This is a genomic window from Streptomyces sp. NPDC052012 (assembly GCF_040689265.1).
Taxonomy (GTDB): Bacteria; Actinomycetota; Actinomycetes; order Streptomycetales; family Streptomycetaceae; genus Streptomyces.
Genome location: NZ_JBFAXA010000027.1, coordinates 54,863 through 74,037, shown reverse-complemented (window position 1 = coordinate 74,037; position 19,175 = coordinate 54,863). Strand labels below are relative to the sequence as shown.

The 19,175-nt window shown below is 66.9% G+C and carries 14 protein-coding genes; 10 read left to right on the top strand and 4 right to left on the bottom strand.

Features of this window, described 5'->3' with window-relative positions; genetic code table 11:
• Positions 1–488: 488 nt before the first annotated feature.
• From AB0412_RS30800 to AB0412_RS30775, 6 genes are all read left to right on the top strand, one after another.
• Positions 489–836: a hypothetical protein gene (locus AB0412_RS30800; RefSeq protein WP_366405871.1), complete on the top strand. Its 348-nt coding sequence runs from the start codon at positions 489–491 to the stop codon at positions 834–836.
• A gap of 186 nt (positions 837–1,022) precedes the next feature.
• Entirely contained in the window at positions 1,023–4,043 is a 3,021-nt protein-coding gene (locus tag AB0412_RS30795; RefSeq protein ID WP_366405870.1) for a hypothetical protein, read from the top strand.
• A complete protein-coding gene (locus AB0412_RS30790; protein ID WP_366405869.1) occupies positions 4,040–5,740 on the top strand; it encodes a hypothetical protein in 1,701 nt (566 codons plus the stop codon). The genes AB0412_RS30795 and AB0412_RS30790 overlap by 4 nt, the downstream gene beginning before the upstream one ends.
• On the top strand, positions 5,737–6,807 hold the full coding sequence (locus AB0412_RS30785; protein ID WP_366405868.1) for a hypothetical protein: 1,071 nt from the start codon (positions 5,737–5,739) through the stop codon (positions 6,805–6,807). Before AB0412_RS30790 ends, AB0412_RS30785 begins: the two co-directional genes overlap by 4 nt.
• A gap of 335 nt (positions 6,808–7,142) precedes the next feature.
• Positions 7,143–7,559 carry a hypothetical protein gene (locus AB0412_RS30780; protein ID WP_366405867.1) on the top strand — a complete coding sequence of 139 codons (417 nt, stop codon included), beginning with the start codon at positions 7,143–7,145 and terminating at the stop codon, positions 7,557–7,559.
• Between the two features lie 846 nt (positions 7,560–8,405).
• Positions 8,406–8,891 (top strand): hypothetical protein, encoded by a 486-nt coding sequence (locus tag AB0412_RS30775; RefSeq protein WP_366405866.1) that lies wholly within the window; start codon positions 8,406–8,408, stop codon positions 8,889–8,891.
• Between the two features lie 113 nt (positions 8,892–9,004).
• Here the strand turns inward: AB0412_RS30775 and AB0412_RS30770 are convergent, their stop codons facing one another.
• Complete coding sequence (locus AB0412_RS30770) at positions 9,005–11,368, bottom strand: hypothetical protein (protein ID WP_366405865.1); 2,364 nt, start codon at positions 11,366–11,368, stop codon at positions 9,005–9,007.
• 680 nt (positions 11,369–12,048) lie between these two features.
• On the opposite strand from AB0412_RS30770, the gene AB0412_RS30765 reads away from it, so the two are divergent.
• The 3 genes from AB0412_RS30765 to AB0412_RS30755 all read left to right on the top strand — a co-directional run bounded on the left by AB0412_RS30765 (position 12,049) and on the right by AB0412_RS30755 (position 14,502).
• Entirely contained in the window at positions 12,049–13,032 is a 984-nt protein-coding gene (locus tag AB0412_RS30765; RefSeq protein WP_366405864.1) for a hypothetical protein, read from the top strand.
• Between the two features lie 250 nt (positions 13,033–13,282).
• Positions 13,283–14,212: a hypothetical protein gene (locus tag AB0412_RS30760; protein WP_366405863.1), complete on the top strand. Its 930-nt coding sequence runs from the start codon at positions 13,283–13,285 to the stop codon at positions 14,210–14,212.
• 29 nt (positions 14,213–14,241) lie between these two features.
• Positions 14,242–14,502, top strand: coding sequence for a hypothetical protein (locus tag AB0412_RS30755; RefSeq protein ID WP_366405862.1), 261 nt, complete (start codon positions 14,242–14,244; stop codon positions 14,500–14,502).
• A gap of 188 nt (positions 14,503–14,690) precedes the next feature.
• Here the strand turns inward: AB0412_RS30755 and AB0412_RS30750 are convergent, their stop codons facing one another.
• Positions 14,691–15,647 carry a DUF6615 family protein gene (locus tag AB0412_RS30750; protein WP_366405861.1) on the bottom strand — a complete coding sequence of 319 codons (957 nt, stop codon included), beginning with the start codon at positions 15,645–15,647 and terminating at the stop codon, positions 14,691–14,693.
• 917 nt (positions 15,648–16,564) lie between these two features.
• Here AB0412_RS30750 and AB0412_RS30745 point away from each other — a divergent pair.
• Positions 16,565–17,431, top strand: a complete 867-nt coding sequence (locus AB0412_RS30745) for a replication-relaxation family protein (protein ID WP_366405860.1) — start codon at positions 16,565–16,567, stop codon at positions 17,429–17,431.
• Between the two features lie 222 nt (positions 17,432–17,653).
• Here the strand turns inward: AB0412_RS30745 and AB0412_RS30740 are convergent, their stop codons facing one another.
• Both AB0412_RS30740 and AB0412_RS30735 read right to left on the bottom strand, forming a co-directional pair.
• Entirely contained in the window at positions 17,654–18,517 is an 864-nt protein-coding gene (locus tag AB0412_RS30740; protein ID WP_366405859.1) for an ATP/GTP-binding protein, read from the bottom strand.
• Complete coding sequence (locus tag AB0412_RS30735; protein ID WP_366405894.1) at positions 18,511–19,062, bottom strand: hypothetical protein; 552 nt, start codon at positions 19,060–19,062, stop codon at positions 18,511–18,513. The genes AB0412_RS30740 and AB0412_RS30735 overlap by 7 nt, the downstream gene beginning before the upstream one ends.
• Positions 19,063–19,175: the final 113 nt, after the last annotated feature.

Here is a 19,175-nt window from a genome sequence, read left to right as displayed (position 1 = left end):
CGGTACTGGCCACACTTTTCATCCGCCGTCCGTGGCCCTCGTTTCACCCGTTGCCGAGACCTCGATCCGGCCTCATAGGCAGGACGCGAACGCCTGGTACGGGAGCCCCTCCAAAGTTGGACGCGATGCCGCCAAGAACCCGCTCCCCTCCGCGGGCAGAACGGCAAACTGGCGCGCGGGTTCCGGCCTCAGCACGCTCAGGAATCTGCGAACCTGCGCGCTTCCGACCGGGCGCTGTCCAAAGTCCGCAACGGCGAGCGCGGCGCCGCCGGAGTCGAGCGGCGCCTGATCACCCTCGGCGCCCGTCCCCGTGCCGAGGGCGAGCCCGGCCGGGCATGGCTGGAGGAAGCCCTGCAGGCCGTCGGCGCCAGGGTCGTGTCGCACGGCGGCAACCACCGGTACGCGGCCTACATCGGGCCGCGCACCGGCCGTCGGCTCACCGCCACCTCCTACCCGTATCCGAAGGCCGACCAAAGGGGTGTGGTCGCATGACTGCCGCACTCCGCCCTGGCGGCGAAGGGGTCGATCTGGTCATTTCCTTGGGTTTGGGCGTCGACTCGACCGCGTACCTGGTGAAGATGCTGGACGACCCGGCCGCCCACGGAGTGGACCTGGCCCGCACTATGGTGATCCACCAGCTCACCGGGAGCGAGTGGCCGACCACCCGTGCCCACGCCGATATCGGTAAGTCCGGCTATCGCAAGGTGAGGAATGACCCCCTCGACCCCATTCGAGGCGCGAGCGGTTACCTCAAAACGCCCCGCAAGCAGCTCAAGTCCCTTCTGGAAGAGGATTCCGCTGCGCAGTCACGCATCCGCGACGCCGGGCACGGTTGAGGCGAGGACCGTACGGTCGCCTCCAAGTGCTGCTGAACCCGTCCAAGGGCCGATCCATCGTCGAGTCGTGCTTCCTTCTACGCAGTTCGGCTGCCCGCTTCTCCTCAATTGTGTCGGTCGCAACGGACTCGCAGCCCCTACCTCACCACGGGCACCCACCATGGAGGCAGGGGCGAAGGGGGACGTATGCCGGACGATCCGCAGGCAGCCGTCGAACCAGTAAAGGTGCCGGTCGTGGAGTTCATGGTCGTGCGGCCACCGGAGACGGTGACCGCATCCGCGTCGTACCGCCAGTTCGTCCGCGACGAGATCGCCCGGAAGCCTCCGCGCACGCATGTGCCTCCGCCGGATGCCCACTCGGTGACCCGGGTGTCCCCGATCGGCAGGCTGATCTACGAGTTGGTGTTCTGCGGCGACCAGTCCGACGCCGAGTTCCCTGACACGCTCAAGCAGCGTCTGCTGGAGCTGCTGACCCCGCGCACCCCCCACTGCGAGGACCGCGAGCCCGATCCGGGCCCGAACCGCCTCGTCCTGGAGGACCTCGAACGCCACGCGTACCTACGGGAGGACGGCCGGTACTACATCCTGCCGGACAGCCTGGAGCAGTTGACCGAGCATCCGCTCGTCACCGACCTGATCAAACTGGCCCCGGTGGTCGAACGGGCGCGCCAACAGCAGGAGACGGCCGCTCTCCTGGCGGACGTGAACACCACGCTGGGCAGGCCGGTCGAAGAGGTGGTCTTCACCGACGGGTACACCTCGTCCGACTTCGCGGCAGCCAAGCGCGCCCTCTTCGACGCCCTCTACCTGCTGTATCTGCTGCGTCGCTGGACCCGGGTCAACCTTGCGGGCGTCACCGCGGGGCTGCGGCTGCTGCATCTGCTGGAGGCGCTCGCCTACGACGTCGTCTACGCACGCGTCCTGGCGGGCGGCACGCAACACATCCACCTGTTGGTCCTCAACCACCTCGCGGCCCATGTTCCCGGCCTGACCGGCTGGGACCGAACAAGCGAGGTCAGCGGTCTGCCCCTGGTGGCCGGCGCGGAGGACCTGGAGACGCTGCTGTCGGCGACGCCCGTCATCCATCCCCTGTTCTCCCGGCTCAACCGTTTCACCCGGCCCTTCAACGACCTCAAGCCGATCGGCGTCGGCGATCTGAAGGTCGTCAAACAATGGCTGCGCGGCTACACCGTCGGGGAGATCGCGCATGTCGACAACGTCCTGCGCAGCGAGTTCAAGTCGAGGGTGCACCGACGGCTGGACAAGAGCGAGGACGTCCTGGCGTACACCAGCGAACAGCAGAGCGACTCCCAGCAGGACACTCAGACCACCGACCGCTTCGAGGTCAAGCGCGAGGTGGAGGACGTGGTGAAGACCGACCTCAGCGCCACCGCTGGACTTGGGGTCAACGTCAACTACCAGGGCACCGGGTACAACATCGTCTCCAGCGTGACCGGTGGCTTCGCCTACGCCCGGTCGGCGACCGAGACCGCGAAGATCGCCACCAGCTACGCCCGGGACGTCGTCGACAAGGCGGTCAGCCGCATCCAGAACAAGGTCGTCCGGCAGCGCACCACGACCCGGCTGTTCGAGACGGAGGAGACCAACACCCACACCTACGACAACCGCAAGGGCGAGGAGCACATCTCGGGCCTCTACCGCTGGCTCGACAAGAACTACCGCGCCCAAGTGCACAACTTCGGCCGCCGGATGATGTTCGAGTTCGTCGTCCCGGAGCCGGCCGCCTTCCTCGTGGAGTCCAGGCTCCGGGCGTTCGAGGCCACCCTGGAGATGCCGGTGCGCCCCGGCGAACCACCCGCGGTGACCCTCCCGAAGTCCGTGCTCGACCTCGACCCGGCGAGCATCGACGAGACGAAGTTCCGCGAGCTCTCCCGGGTGTACGACCTCACCGAGTTCACGTATCCGACCGAGCGGATCAAGGCTGCCTTCGTCGACGCGGCCAGCGGCCGGGACTACTTCAGCGACAAACAGGTCGACTCGAACACCTGGCAGGCCCGCACCTACCAGTGCCGGCTCAACGCGAAGAACTACGTCATCGACGAACTCGTGGTGAACGGCTACATCTACTTCTGGGGAGCCAACGACACCAGTGCGTGGTTCAACGAGGAGAACACCTTCGAGGTGTACGTCGACGGTCACCGCTACGGACGCGACGTCAACAACGCGGCCGAACGCTGGTTCCTCACCCCTAGCGTCTACCCGGGCACCGGTGCTCCGGTGCTGCGCGAGGACCAGGTCTCGCTGCTGCTCGGGTTCTGGGACGTGGCGCAGTTCGACCTCAGCGTGTTCGCGCACCTGGAGTTGTCCGACGGGGCCCTCGCAGACTGGCGGGCCAAGGTGCACCGCCGGATCGTCGACATCGAGCAGAAGCGCGTCGACGCGGCCAACACGCTGCGCCGGCAGACCTACGAAAGCGAACTGGCCGCCTACCAGGAGCGGTTGGCCGAGGTCCGCTCCCTCGCCGTCAACGAAATCCTCCAGGGCCAGTCCGAGTCCGCCAACCGCCAGGTCATCCTGCGGGAGCTGAAACGGCTCTGTCTGGCCATGCTCACCAAGGAGTTCGACTCCAGCGAGGGCGACAACGTGCTCACAGGCCTCGACGACACCGGTGTACTCCCGGTCGGCACCGAGTTCCGCCGCTTCGCGGTCACCGAGACACCAGACGACCACGGCGTCCCCCAGCCGTGGCCGTCGTACGAACTCGACTCCAAGCGGGTGGACTTCCCTGTCCCCGTGCTGGACATCGCCCGGCGCAAGGGCCGTTACGTCCAGTTCCTCGAGCAGGCCTTCGAATGGCATCAGCTCGCCTGCATCTGTTACCCGTACTTCTGGGCGACGCCCCCGCGCTGGGTGGAGCTGATGAACCGCAGCGACCGCGCGGACCCGTTCCTCAGCGAGTTCCTGCAGGCCGGTTCGGCGCGGGTGCTGCTGGCGGTGACACCCAAGTACGACTGTGCTGTCATGCACTATCTCGACACCGGCGAACCCTGGTTCGGGGACGACGCCCCGGTCATCGGCGACCCGCTGTTCATCCCGCTCTTCCAGGAACTGCGCCGGCAGCAGGACGACCGGGCGGGAGCGGTGCCGGACGGCGAGCACTGGGACTTCACACTGCCGACCTCCCTGGTGTACCTGGAGGACAGCAGTACTCCCCTCCCGCCGCTGACCGACGAGGAGCCGCGGTGAGAGAGGCCGAACGGGACGGCGTCGTCCTCGTGCCGGAACCCAGCCGCTATGCGGACGACGCGGGCCTGGTCTCCGCCACGGTCCAGCGCGACGCCACCCACGAGGGCCAGGCTGCGGGCCGACGCCTGGACTGGGCGCGTCAGGTAGCCGCGTACGAGGCCCGCCTCGCCGACGGCTACCGGCGCGTGCGCGCGGGCTCCCTACCCGTGCGCCCCCGCCCGCACCACCCGGTCACCGCCGACGGCCGTACCGTCGAGGTGGTCTACGACGCCGCCCTGGACCAGCAGTTACTGCGTCTGTACACCGGGCACGGCTGGGCCGGCATAGAGGCCCTGTGGGCCGGGCTGGACAAGGCCGCCGAGAAATTCCCCAGCCGCGTGCTGCACCCCTGGGACGTGGTCAGGGAGTTCGCCGAGGCTGCGATCGCCGGGCTGGCGACGCGCGTGCGGGCCGCGCTCGTCGAGATCGATCTACGGTCCACCGAGGACCTCGTCGTCCAGCTGAACCTCAGCGCCAACCTCGTCAACGCGGCCTGGAAGACCCTCGGCATCGAAGTGAGCGACACGGACGAACACGGCCGGCGACAGTACACCCACGAGCCGGGTGTCTCCTGGGACACACCCGAGCGGATCCCGCGCACCTTCTACCGGCTCACCAAGCCCCAGCCACTCGCCCGCCTGATGGAGTCGATGCCGGAAGCCGTCGCGCTGCGGCGCCGGCTCGGCGAGATCAAGCTGAGCCGGGAACAGAACGCCCAGGCCCTGGCCTGGGGGCCCGTGGAGTTCAGCGGGGCCAACTTCCCCGGCGACGCCACTACCACCCTGCGCGCGGCGGAACTCGAGGCGGAGGCCGAGCGGACCCCGCTCGAGCTGGAGGAACTGCTCAACAGGATCCATGCCGTCACCCCCCTCGCGGCCCTCGCCGTCACGACCTTGCAGGAACCGGTCACCGAGTGGCAGGTGCAGCAGGCCGTCGGCGCCTGTATCGCCGCGTTCCACGGCCATTCGGAGCGCATCGTCAACGCCCTGCCCCGGCACGGAGGCTGGGTGGCCAAGGCCTTGCCGGACTGGGCCCCGGGCAGCCCCGTGCCCGCCGAGTACGCCGAGGGCGGCTCGCCCGAAACCCGGCTGCTCGACCTGGCGTTTGCCGAGGGGCAGGGCGGCGCCCGCTGCCTGAGCATGCTCAGCGAGCGGACACTCGACCGGCTCGTCACCGAGGGCACCGTGACCAAGGACAGCTTCACCTACGTGGTCTGGGGGCACTACCGACGGCAGCTGATGATCAGACTCACCGCCGAGCACAAACGCCGTGAGTTCAACGAGCAGCTGCAGAGCCTGCTCACCAAAGCCGCCGCCCTGCTCTCGCTCGTGGTGCTGAGGGTTCCCGCCGCGTCGACGGCCTCTCGCCTCGTCGGCATGGGGCTGCTGGCCTTCCAGTGCTACACCGTGCTCGACCACCTCGCCCATGTCGACGCCCAGCTGACAATGGCGGTCGCCGCCGTCGACCGGCGCAGCGCGTCCGAGATCGCCCACATCGGTGAACTCCTCACGGCCCGCAGCGACTTCCGCGACCAGCTCACCGAGTCGGTCGTCCTGGAGATCGCCCTGATCACCGCGGCCGGCGCCTGGCCGCTGTTCCGGGAGCTGATGCACGTCCGCGGCTTCTACTACGACCTTGAGACGCTCCTCGAGCCATGAACGCCCTGTCGAAGGCCGACCTCTCGGCGATCGGGAAGCACGTCGGCGGCGCCCTGTCCGCCAAGGTCGTCAAGGCCCTCTCCGACCACGGCGCCCCACCGGGCGCCGCCGCCCACGCGCTGGCACTGAAACCGGTGTCGGCCCCGCAGCGCCGTAAACTGGTGTTCGACCTCCTCACCAGTAACCCCGAGACGACGGCCCGGCTCGCGCTCCTGGCCAGGGTCGACACCATCCTTCGAGTCGAGGTGCCACAGCGGATGGCGAAAACGCCCCTGCGGCCACGCCACTTCGGGCTGCAGACCCCCGACCAGCTCCCCGCTCTTCTCTCCGACCGGCTGGCTCGCATGGAGACCCGCGCGGGCTCCCTCGCCGAGTTCGAGGCCGGACTCAGCGGCTGGCTCAGCAACATCGCCGGCAACGTGATCTTCGAACGGCTCGCCAAATACGAGCCCGGTCTGGTCCGATTCGTCGACGACCTGGGCACCGACCTCGTCGCGCTCCTGAACGCGGACCTCGCCGTCCGGCCACGGGCGCTCCTTGGCATCGACGGCACAGCACGCACAGTGTCGCAGGCTTTCGACGCGCCCCAGCGCGTGGTGAAGTTCTCCCTCGAAGGGCCGGACAAAGTGGTCCGCGAGTTCACCGATTTCGGCCGACTCGCACCGAACCCGGAGGGCTGGTGGGGCCTGCTGCCCGTCGAGGTGAAACTGGAGCGGGCAGCCGGCGGGGTGTCGGGCCAGTTCAGCGAATTCATGCCACGCCTCGCCGAGTCCAGGAAGCTCATCGCCGTGGTCCTGGAAGGGAACACGGAAGTGGAGCGGCACATCCTTCCGTCCCAACTGCTCTTTCTCCGCCATGACCTGGGGCAGACCGTGATCACGCCCGTCACGAAGAAGCTGATCACGCGCATCGAGCAGCAAAAGCCCGTGCCGGTCGGGGACGTCGCCCAGGTGACCGAGTTCGGACCGGCCTTCAGCCAAGTGCACCAGACGACGTACTACCGCGCGCGGGTGCTGGTCGCCCGCAGATGGCTAGACGAGCTGATCAAGCCGATCGTAGGGCTATAGATCGGCCCGACACCCCCATGCGTCAACAGGAGGAGCGGCGGGTTGGCTGAACGGATCCGGCTATCCAAACCTGCTGAGACCCCGAGCAGAGATATCGAGAGGTCCATGCCCCCACGTCCGGCTCAGGGGCCTAGCACTGTCGAGGAACGACGTCAACACCGATACTCATGGGACGAAGGTTACCAAACGCCCCGGAATGGTTCAGGTGGCGACCTTCAACTCGCTCAGGCTACGCTCAAACTACGCCCTCAATCGCAGTCTGACGTCATTGACTTCAGTACACGCTCCCATTACTTATCTGCAGAAGAGCGCTTCAGACACGGAGGGATTGATCCATGCCGGATGCAGAACTCGAACGACTTACTCAGGAAATTGCCGCATCACCCAATGACCCAATTGATGAACCTCCTGAGACCGCACTCGAATATCTAGCATCCCTGAACCTCTCTGATGACGATCTTGAAATTCTGCTTGGCGATGTCCCCGGCCTATCCTTCGCTGACGTGAAGCAGAACGCTGCTGCGCTGTATTTTAGAATTCGTCAGGTTATTGCCAGCCTGGTTTGCTCTGACGGCAACCTCAAAGAGTCGATCAAGCAGGCAATCACCGTGGGAGTGGAAGCAGTATGGTTGGCGCTACTATCCGTCTTGGGTATTACACCGGAGACTCTCGCAGCGGCAGCACTAAAACCCCTGGCAGGCGGGTTGGCGGCTTCTGGGGTAGACCGGCTTTGCGTGACCCCCCACCCATAAGAGGGCGGAGGGCGCCCCATGAGATCTATGTCCTACCATCGGTTGCTGAGCGGAATAGACTACGACCCTTTGCTGGGATCATGGCCAGATCCGTCCATAGATCAGCGCCTTCTCGCGGAGTCACCCCCGGCCGCTCGATATATCCTCAGGCTCGTCTTGATGGATCAATACGGGTCAGACGATGAGGGCGTTCAAATTGCCCTGATGGGGTTAATATTTCTTTCCCACGAAACCCGGCATCACCTTGACACATACGCCACTCCGACAGGATGGTCACAACTTCTCACTATTGCCGGAGAGTACTCTCTACTTAAAGCCTTATCAGAATCTCGCAAAATGGGGACGCGAGACACTCTCCTAAAGCGGGTCAGGCGACATCTTTCCAACCACGATAATCTATTCGGCAATGTTTCTTCTTTCCGTAGAGCCGAGTACTCTAACGTTCCGTTTGCTGAAAAGGTCCTGCCGGATGGCCGACTGAGGATCAGAGTAGGACTCGAAGATGCGACGCGCTACGTCACTACGGTCCAGGGGAACGACGGAATTGAGCGGGGCATCTCTCTTAGCGCTCTGCTTGAATGTCGCGCCATATTGGAGACTGCGGGGAACTGTTCGGGAAAACTACGGGCTGCCGGGGCGAGTGAGAGCTCGATCAGAAAGGCAGTGAGGCTTCTACTGCATCTTGGCGTCGACCCCGAACGAGACGACTATTGGTGCCTCTTGTCCACCTGTCTCCCTGCTCGAAACTTGGAAGAAGCAGCCATTAAGGTAGCCTCAGAAGGCCCCAGGAAGGGTCGGATGATGCTTGCTACATGGTTCGGATTGCACGTGCAGCATCCTGGGCACGTGGCTCCAGACTTGAGCTGGAGTCCAACGTTTCGCACGGTCTTCGCTTTAAGGAAGCTGACTGCCATCCCTGATGCCCAATGGGCGAATCCAAGGGTGGACTGGGAAGACGCTTGCGAACAGCTTGGGGGCATGTTCGGCGACTTGCCGCTTTGCGAGTCTCGCCAAAAATGGCTGCAGTCTTTCCAGAATATCGAAGGGTCTATTCTCTCTGGGGACTTTGGCCAGGGGGTGGCGAGTGCTCATCTCACGTGGCTGCTGGAGTGCGCAAAAGCGGGCATCGGGCTTCGCGAATCTGAAATTAAATGGATCGATAAGGTCGGATGGCCGAACCAGGAAGAACCACTGACGATAGGGCCTGAGGCGGACCCGCCGCCTGATGCACGTACGGCATGGTCGCGCCTTCGCAGACTACGTCGACAAATTCGAATGGATATTTCCGGTGAGTCTGTCGTCAAGCTGGCTAATTCGTTGTTCGAGCCATGACCTGAATTGCGGCGACTGGCGGTCCCGGCATGACGATCGTCCCTTCTGTCCCAGATCTACCTGCCTCATATCGAGGTCTGATGCTTTTCCTGGCCTGCAGGTCGTCGGGGGCATCAGCCGTCAGGAGACTGGGCCGCGCTGCTGCGGCGAGAAAGCGCGGCAGCGTAGTCGGCTCGGGCGGACCTGACTTCCTTGGTCCATCTCTCGGCCCGGTTGATGTGCAGTCCGAGGAGGCGGCTGAGGACGACGGCAGGGAGCTCGGCAGAGAGATCCATCAGCGTGGTGTTCCGGGCGGGCCGTGCCTTGATGCCCAGAGCGGTGAGCTTACGCATGAGCTGTCGGCTGCTGATCGGCTGTCCGCCGGCCGTGCCCGGGAAGAGCCAGGGATGATCCTCACTGCGTCCGAGGGTCGAGTAGCCGTACCGCTGCTGGACGAGCTCCAACACGAGGGAGTCCAGCGGGGGCGGCAGGTCGATCGGGTGGGACCCGAGTGTGAGCGTAACGCCGTCCTCCGTGCGGGCGACCTGGTCGAGTCGGATCCGGGAGATCCGACTCAGAGGCTGGGCGAACAGCAAGAGCAGAAGGCCCACGACGGCCCATCGTTGATCTTGCTCGATGAGGGCCATCGACGAGTCCTGAGGCGGGACCGGGATCAGGACGCGGTGAGCATGGCGGTTCCGTACTGACCAAACCAGGAAGGTCCGGGCGAGATAGCGGACCCAGATGTCGGTGGACAGCCAGTCGTCGATGTCGTGCTGAGTGCAGGTGGCCATGCTCGCGTTGCGGGCTCGGAGCCATTCGATCAGCTGGATTGCGGCCTTGACCTCACGGCGGACGACAACCGCTTGGTGCAGCGTGACGGGCTGCTTCTCGGCGTCTCGGCGGAGCCGCCGCAGGTGGTGCCAGGTGGCAAAGCTGCGGACGACCTGGCGCTCGCTGGGGTCCTCGATTCGGGCGACGGCCCGGGGCAGCCAGTGCTCAAGTTCGGCGAGACGCTCGTCCCGAGCCGGAAGAACACTCTCGGCAGCCAGGGCCGCCCGCAAGTGCCGGACCGCTTTGACCGGGTGCTGAAGGCCATCGAGAAGGTCGTGCGTCACGGGCCCCTTCTCGGCGGCAAGAGCGGCCAGCAGGCGCCGTGGAACGGATTCACGAAGCCAGTAGAGAAGCGAGAGGGGATCGCCCCGCTGTAAACACTGGAACACCGGCTCCAGGGCGGGCCGGACGATACCGTCCGGCCCGCCGAGCAGGCCGGTCAACTGCCTTTCGAGAGCACACGAGTTGCAAAGCCCGTGGTGATGGAGCCGTTCGAGAACACCGCACCGGACGCAGTTGCGTCTGGCGATGGGGTGCTTGTCGTAGCAGACCCTGCAGAGTGCTTCCCCGTTCGGGCCGCGTCCGGTGAGCGGCTTGGACCTGCCGCAGATATGGCAGGGCACCGGAATCCGAATGCAGCTGTGGCAGAGAGGCCCGCCGTCGGGTAGCCGGGCCTTCACCGACCGTTCGTTGCCGCAGCGGGAGCACGTCTCGGGTGGCCGCAGCCGGTTGGAACACGCCTCGCAGCGGGGCGCCTCGGTTTGGGCGAAGTAGCAGGGCCGGGTTCGGCCGCAGTCCGCGCAGACGGCTGTCGGTGGCCGGAAGCATCGTCCGCAGAGCCGCTGGTCAGCGTCGCGGCGAACGATGTTGGCGGTGCGTCCGCAGCTGGTGCAGGGCTCGTGGTTGACCAGGTCGGCTCGGGTGCAGGGGTGACACAGCGGCCGGTCGTCGACCGTCCTGGTAGCGACCGGCTTGGTCCGCCCGCAGCGCGAGCAGGGCAGGAGACGGAACTTCTCGTAGCAGGGCTGGCAGGCGCGTTGGCCGTCCAGCGCGTGGCGGAGCTTGCGGTCGGTGCCGCAGAACGGGCAGGTCGGCAGCACAATGTTCCGGGCGCCGCGGGCCAGGAGGTCTTCGATCAGGAGGATGATCTTTTGTGGCCCGTGGGCACCTTCGCCGGTCAGCAAGTGGGGGTTGTCCTCCAGGGCCCGGGCCAGTTGACGCTGGTGGGCCGCCATCTGGCAGGTTGCCCGGACCGCAGCGGCCACCTCATCCCGGGCGAGTCCGGAGTCGACTGCGGCGGCGTGGTCGCAGATGACGTCGACGGGGTCCTGGTTGCCGGTGTCGGGGTGAAGGGCACAGCGGGGCCGGCCGAGGTGGTCGTGGCTGGCGACGTGCGCGATTCGGCCGCAGATGACGCACGGGTTCGCAGCCGCGGCTTGCTTCATTTGGCAGTAGGCGCAGATACGCTGGTCGCCGTCGAGGTTGGGCAGGCGGTGCTGTTTGCCGCAGTGGGCGCATCGGGGCAGCACGACCCGTGTGGCGCCGACCGCCTGCAGGGCCCGTACGAGTTTCTGGATGGTGACGGGTCCCTCGGGGCGGCCGGACGTCAGCAGTTCGGGGTCCCGGCTGAGGGCCTCGGCGAGCTTGCGGTGACGGGACCTCATCGACCTGGTCGTCTGCGTAGTCGAACAGTGCCTGGCATTCCTCACGGGTCATCGGCCGCCGGTCGGCGCTGCCCTCGTACTCGGTGAGGTGGGCGACGGTGTTCCACTCGTGGCAGATCTGGACCGGATGGGTGCCGAAGCGTTCCTCGCAGATCTCCGGCCACTGGTAGTGCGGCGAGGTGATGTAGTCGCAGAACTGCCGGATTGAGCCTTGGTAGTTGCGGATAGTCGACTCGGCCCGGTCGCCCGCAGCGATCAGTTCGGTCATCCAGTCGTCGAGGTCGCCCGCTGACCAAGTCCACGGGTACTCGTTGGCGTACTCCATGAACCGGCGTACCACTGACAGCCGGTCGCCGATCGTCTTCGGCCGCAGCCGCCTGCCGCCCCGCTGCTGCCGCCGCCACCCTTCCAGCATCGCGTCGAACACCGCGTCCTCAGGGTGAAGGAGGGCGACGCCGTCGACCAGGATCATCCGGCAAAGCGGGTCATCCGACCCCGAACGAGCCACTTTGCACCCCTTCCTCTGAGTGCGCGAATCATGCACCACATGCAAGCCATGCCGCAAAGCTGCTGGTCAGCTAACCGAGTTGAAGAAGATGACAAGGGCGGGAAGGATCCAGGTCAGCAGGTCGCGCCGTACGGGATCACGCATCCGATGCAATTCCCCAGGGTTGCAGTTCGTGCTGCCGCTCCTTCGAAAGCACCAAGTCCGGCTCGTTCAAGTCTCCCGATCCAGGCGCGCGTTGGCGATCGCGTTGATGGACGACTCCCGCCAGCCGGAGCGGATTGTCCAGCGCGGACCGTGGGAGCTGTGGGACGAGTACGAGACCAATGGAACCGTTCCCCAGCAGGGCGGCATCCGGATCTGCAGCGTGCACGCCAAGGGCGAGGTCGGCGACGCACTGATCGCCCAGGAGATCGGCAACCAGCCGTTTCGGCACGTGATGGGGTTCAACGCCGACGAGGTCGGCCGCGGCCTCCGGGACGAGGCCGCGAGCAAGAATCCCTTGCGCCAAGGCGTGTATCCCTTGATCGAATGGGGGTGGGGGCGCGAGGAGTGCGAAGCGTTCCTGTACGAGCGGTTCGGGGTGAAGTGGGAGAAGAGCTACTGCACCTTCTGCTGTTTCCCGGTCTCGATGGGCGCTATGGACGCGCACCTGGACCGGATGCGCGCCCACCCGGACATTGCCGGCCGGGTGTTGCGCCTGGAGTACACGTCGGTCAGCCTCAACCCGCAGGCGAAGCTGTTCGGTCGGCACAGCCTGCTGGAGAAGTTCGACCCGAGCCGCCCCGCCGACCGGCCCGTGCTCGCGGCGTTCGAGGAGGAGCTTGCCTACCCGTGGGCGCTGTACCACGTCCGGCGCATCCTGCCCGTCGCGAAGGCGGACCCCACCCGGCGTGGTCGGGCGCTGCGCTCGGTGGAGCGGGTCGATGTGGGCCGGGCGTCCGTTCTCGGCCGGAGGCTGCTGAGCGTCTCGGAGCGGCACGGTGCGCACGTCGAGGTCGACGAGCGCTACGGGCGGGTGCGGGCCTGGGTCCAACGGCGGGGGCCGAAGCTGCCGACCGTGGAGCACCTGATGGTCACCGCCCCGTTTCATGTCCGGGACAAGCAGGTGCCGCACTTCGAGCGGGAGTGGGCGGCGCATCGCCGCAGCCGGTCCTGACGCGGTCTGGGTGCCGGCGAGATTGACAGCCCCCCACAAGAGCGCCATATTGATTACGCGAAACAAGCGGCAAAAGCGGTGGGCGGCGGAAGGCACCCCCTTTTCGGGGGTGTCGACCCAGGGCGGCAACCCCGGCCGTACGTCCCGCCGACCACCTTCACCAACTCGACTCGCCCCCGGCACGTGAGTGCCGGAAGAACAAGAGGAGCAGGCCCTCAGTATAGGGTCGCGGCCGGAACCGGAGCGTGCAATGCCCAAGGCCCTGAACCCGCAGCGCTGCGTCATCGGTGACCGCGCCGTGGTCAACCGCGACTGGATCCGCGAGTTCACCGGCGCCAGCGCCGGCACCGCGGCCCGCTGGTACAAGCTGCGCCTCGAGCAGCCCGAGGAGCACCGTCACCCGGAGAAGGAGCGCATCGACGGGACCGACTTCTACGACGAGCAGCAGTTCCGCGACTTCTACACCTGGTTCCAGCAGGAGAAGGCGAGCAAGGTCCTCAAGGCCGACCCCGAGCTGTACGAGCTCGACCCCGAGGACGTCGTCTCGATCAACAAGGCCGCCGAACTGCTGAGGTTCAGCGGGCCTTCGGTGATCCGCAAGTACCGGCAGGCGAACCCCGGCTACTTCCCGGAGCCCGTCGACGAGCCGGTCCAGGGCCCCACCGGCCGCATGATCCCCGGCTTCCGTGTCGGTGACCTGCAGGACTTCGACCGCAAGCGCACCGGGGACAAGCTCGGCAAGGCCGGCCGCCGCCCCGGGCCGCAGCCCGAGGCGCCCGTCGGCCGGCCCTCCGCCCTCGAGGAGGTCCTCGCGGCCGAGCTGAGCGCCCACGCCGGCAGGGAGCCGCTCACCGCCACGCAGCTCGCCGAGCGGTACGCCACCGAGGCGATCGACCGCGACGGCTACCACCCGGGGCTTGCCGCAGAGCTCAGCGTTCGGTACGGGGGCCCGCAGAGGTCGTGGGAGTACGCCGTCCGCAACGCCCTCAAACACCACCCCGCGGCCGCGCCGCGACGCTCCGAAGCCGACCGGCGGGCGGCCATCGCCCTGTCCGCCCTGCGCGAGCGCGGTGACGTCCGAGGGCTTGCCGCCTCCCTCGCCCGCGAACACGGAGGCAGCCCCGACGTCTGGTCGCGTGCGGTGAACGCGGCACGCAAGCTCGCCGACCCCACCACCTGATCTCCCCGCCAGCAGAAGGAAGGCCACCGATGCCCAGTTATCAGCTCCGCGATACCGCCACTCGCCGGCTCCTCGCACGCGGCCTGGCCGACTACGCCGCGGCCGAGGCCGCCATGGACCGCCTCGACGACGAACTGGAACACGACCTCGCGGCCAACGGCGAAGGCGCCGGACGCATCCGCCTGCGCCTCGACATCGAAAGGGTCACCGCCGGCATTCCGGAGACCGTCGGCCACCACGTGCTCCTCCTCGGCGTCGACGACCCCACCGAGCCGCCGCCCACGCCATAACCGACACACCCCGCCCACGAATGCCGCCGCCAGCCCCCTTCGCCCTCGTGGCACGTCTACGAGATGTCCGTCGCCTCTTGCCCGAGCGGGAGCACGCTTCGAGGACGCGCCGCGCTAGGGGGGCTTTCCCTCCTTACCGGACTTTCATGGGTCAGTGTTCTCGCGGTTGGTGATCGCGACGGCCCGCGTCAAGGGATGCGGGCCACAGCCATGCCAGCCAGGTCCCTGAACTCCGGTCCCTCGGGAGGGCGGTGCGTCTCCAACGTTTCACGCACGTAGGGCGGCAGTGAGCGGCGCATACCCCGAAGAACATGCGGGAAGTGAGGGCGCGGGTAGTGGCCCCGGTCGTCTGGCATCCCGCCGGTGAACACAGCGTCATCCAGGTCAAGGCGGGACTGAGAGTAGTCCGTGACAGTGGCGTATTGGCGCGCTCGGTAGTCCGTAAGGATTTTCAGCAGTCGCCTGGCTACAAGGCGTGCTCCATGCTGAGGCCGCGTCAACAGGTCCCGAACGGCATCGTCCCGCACCACTCCAGCATGGAACCAAGGCTGTTCCTCCCACATCGTCAGGTCTTCGAGAGGAACCGCGGCGTGTAGGGAAGCTGCAGCCAGGTCATTCGGATACAGCCCGTTGAGGTAGGCGGCCAGCATGGCTGGCAGAACACTGACACCCGCTCGCGGGTGGTGCGTACACATCACACCGTCATGAGCCTGATCGCACCACAGCTCCTGCCGATAGACGGGGTCACCGCAATACAAGGCATACACTGCAGGAACGCGCAGCAGATCTGCGGCCCGCAACAGGGAACCGAGCTGGTCGCCGTTCTTGTAGTTGTAGTCGATGTGCCAGCGCTGGCCCTTTTTCTTCAGATTCTTTGCTTGCACGAGGACGCCGAACGCCTCGTGCGACGACGAATCCACGAACCACCATAGCCAGTCCGCCCCCATCCGAGCTTCTTCATACCGGTTGAAGGACACGTAGGACAACTCTGGGTGGACTGCCATGAGCAGAAGGTCCGTCGCGGTCTCCTCCGCCCACGTGACGTTGCCCTGGGAGAGCCACTTCGCGGTGAAGGCATCGACAGCGGTGCGACCGCGAACGAGTGCGGGGCGCACGCCCGGGGCATTTTCTTCGGTGTCGCTCACATCAGTGGGTGTACCGCACAAACCGCTCCGGCAGAAGGTGTTGCAGTCAGGCAGCCCGGGGGCAGAGTGCGCTGCTGTGGACGATGGCGACGGAGCGGTTGAGGCCGCCGAGCATGAAGTTCAGTGTTTGGGTGCTTGGAGGGCGTCGCCCATCATAACCAACGTCAGCAATGGCCGGTGCCGCCAAGCCGAGCCTCAAGCCCGAACGCCTCACCAGACCACGCCTAGCACGCCCGGCTCGAACGGCCTCAGAAGCTGAAGGTGGGCACACAGCCGTTGAGCCCGGATACGAGCCAGTCGTCCCCAGAGGACGTCCCTGGGACTCGCAGCCTTCATGGTGCAGGTCGGATTAGTCGCGTTAGTCCAGTCTGCACGGTTAGTCGAACCGACCAGGGCACCGACCACGCACTTCGAAGCCTCTTCGTGACCGCGGCCGTACCTTCATGGTCGATGGTCGGGTCGGAGGCTGGGCGTTACCTCAGTCAGCAAGTACACGGTCTGACCGAGGAGTTTGGAACATGTCCCCTGACCACCAGGTCCTCAGAGGGTGCGCCGGTGACCGTGCCGTTGGGCAGGGTACTGCCGTCCTTGGGGAAAGCTTTCGGGTGAAGTATCGCCCTCTCGCACCTAGGGTGGCCCTCTCGTCGGCCACACCGCCCAGCGCCCAGCAGTGACCATACGGCGCAGTCCTGCCGCTGGGCAGCCCCAAGGCAAGCAAGAGCATGGCACCAAGCTCCGCCTTCCCCCCATCGACGCCCGAAATGAGCTCCACGACCCGGGATGCTGGCCGTGAGCGCCGCATCCGCAGCGCAGTGCGCGCTGTCTCAGACCTCCGTATACAGGCCACAACCTCCATATGGCTGGGGACACCAGTGACCGCATCCGAGTCCGCGTCGTCCGCACGTACTCCTAGCCCAGTGGAGCCGCTGCCGCATCAGCTGCTGGCTGCGCTCGCACAGCACCGGATGGCCACCACCCACCAACTACACGCCCTGCTCCGTCCTGACGCCGTACGGCAGACCGTCTCCGCGCCGCTGAACAAGTTGCGGCGGCAGGGCCTGGTCGACTACACGGTGCTGCCGGCGTCCCATCGTTCGCGCGCCTGGTACCTCACCGACGACGGCGCCCGCCTCACCCGGGACTTCCCCGCACTGCGCGGCCGGCCGCCGTATCCGATCACTTCGGCGACGGCCGCCTCCCTCAAGACGCCGCACACGCTGACCGTGGTCCGCACCCACCTGGCGTTCGCCGCCGATGCCCGCCGCCGTGGTGACGAGCACGGCTACCTGGACTGGACGCCCGAGGTCTCCCATCCGCTCAGCGACGGCGGGAAGATCATCGCGGACGCGTTGATGCACTACACCCTCACCGGTGACGATCAGCGCAGGAAGCTGCGTGCCTTCGTCGAGGTCGACCGGACCACCATGAGCAGCGAGCGGCTGGCGGCGAAGCTGATCGAGTACGCGCGGCTGTGGTCGTACGAGCCGCAGCTCGCCGGCCGTCAGCGGTCACGGCAGCCGACCGGCACGGGGATGGTCTGGTTGCGCTGGTATCCAGTATTTCCGCGGATTCTCTTCGTCCTGACCGGAGCCTCCCCGCACGTCCTGCACCACCGGATCAGCGACCTGCAAGCGATGACCGCCCAGCATCCGCTCGTGGCCGCCCTCGCCACGGAGGTACCCATGGGCGCCGTCACCCTGGAACACCTCGAACAACGCGGCCCCACCGACACCGTGTGGACACCCCTCACCGGCGGCGAACCCCGCCCATGGACCGAGCTCTGACACGGGCCGGTGCCTCGGAGACACAGCGAGGCCCCGCCCATCCGCCACGGGGAAAGCAGATGAGCGGGGCCGGTCAGGGGGTCGTCAGGCCTTCGGCCAGGTGATCTCTTGACCTTGAGGGTGACGATGACGCTGAAGCGGCTCGAGGGCCGGCGAGCCGCCTGCCGGGGACGTGCTGTCCAGGGCCCACGAGACAGGCTGCTTTTGCTCAAGGCGGAAGGGTTAGTTGAGGACTTGGACTTCGCCGACGCGGACGCCGACGGTGCTGCTGCGGGTCTCGGTGAACTCGCCGGAGTCGGTGCCGCCTGCGGCGACCTCCCAGGTGATCGTCCAGGTCGAGGTGGCGGTCAGCGGATACCGCTCGCCGGGCCGGCCGCTGCTGGCCTGGGTGTAGCGGTGCCCGCAGTCAGGGGAGTCGGCGATGCCCGTGCTCTCCCGGTAGGGGGTGCCGGGTCCGGTACAGGTGAGGGTGGTGCCGTCCCCCAGGTCCCAGCTGATCGAGGTGACCTTGGCGGTCGCGGTCACCGTGACGTCGCCCGCGGTCGCCGTCGCGGTGGCGGGCCCGTAGGTGGTCGGGCCCTGGCGGACCCACAGCCACATTGGCACCCCGACGGTGTACCGGCCATCCGCGCGCGGCGAGGCGATGTCCGGGCCCGTCAGCTTCATGGCATCCACCGCGCGCTGGGCGAGAACCTCCGGATCGATGGCGGGCTGAGCGGGCGCCTGCCCGCCGTCGGGGATCCACACCACGCCGATCCGGCCCGTGGCCGGGCACATGACCCGGTAGATCGCCCCTTTGCCGCCCTGCTTCCTGCCCTCCCGCACGGCGAGGTTCGTGTCCGGGGGCTGCGGGTTGAGCTTGGTGTAGGTGCACTTCGGTCCGTCCGAGGCTCCAGGGCGCGCCGCACTGGCTGTCCCGTTGCCGTCAGGCCCCTTCCTGCCGGGGGTCGAGGTGCTGTCCTTCGCGCACACCCGGACGTACAGCGACGTGCCCCGGCAGAGGCCGGTGCCGGAGTCGGCGGCGTGCGCGGCGGGGGTGAGGATGCCTGCGAGGACGGCCGCGGCCGCCGCTGCTCGTCTCAGCATGAGCCGCCGCCTTGCGGGTTGATGTCGGTCACCAGCCAGCGGCCGTCCCAGCGCTCTGCCTTGGCGGTGGCGATGTAGCGCAGCGGCTGCTCGGACGGCAGCGGGATCACCTTCTTCGCCTTCACGTCGTACGTCTGATACGTGGACAGGTCAACGCAGTCCGACAAGGTCGCTTTCGGTGTCGCGGCTTCCATGTCGAGGTCGGTGACCTTCGCATCGTGGCCTATCTCACCGCGCACGACCGTCCCGGCTTCCTTCATCCGGTACAGGTCCAGCTCGATCTTCGACAGAGCGTCCAAAGTGGCGTACTTGCGCAGGGCCGTTCCTTTCGCGGACGCCTGCCGGTATGCCTTGGCCTGCTCCGTCGTCATGCCGTCGTAGGCGGCCAGCACTGCCGCCTTCACCGCCGCGTCCGGGTCCGCCGGCGCCGACGTCGATGCGCGACTCGTCGGCTGCGCAGACGGCGACGCAGCAGCGCCGCCATGGTCGGCGTCCCGGCTGTTACTGCCGCCGGAACCGCACCCCGCGACAACCATCACGAGCATCACTGCGCAGACGCAAACGGCGCCTGTCCTCGGTGTGCTGGCCCTGCGCAACTCTTCCCCCTGTGCGACGACGTCACGGTGACCGTCACCGTAACCGCACACACACCCGCTGC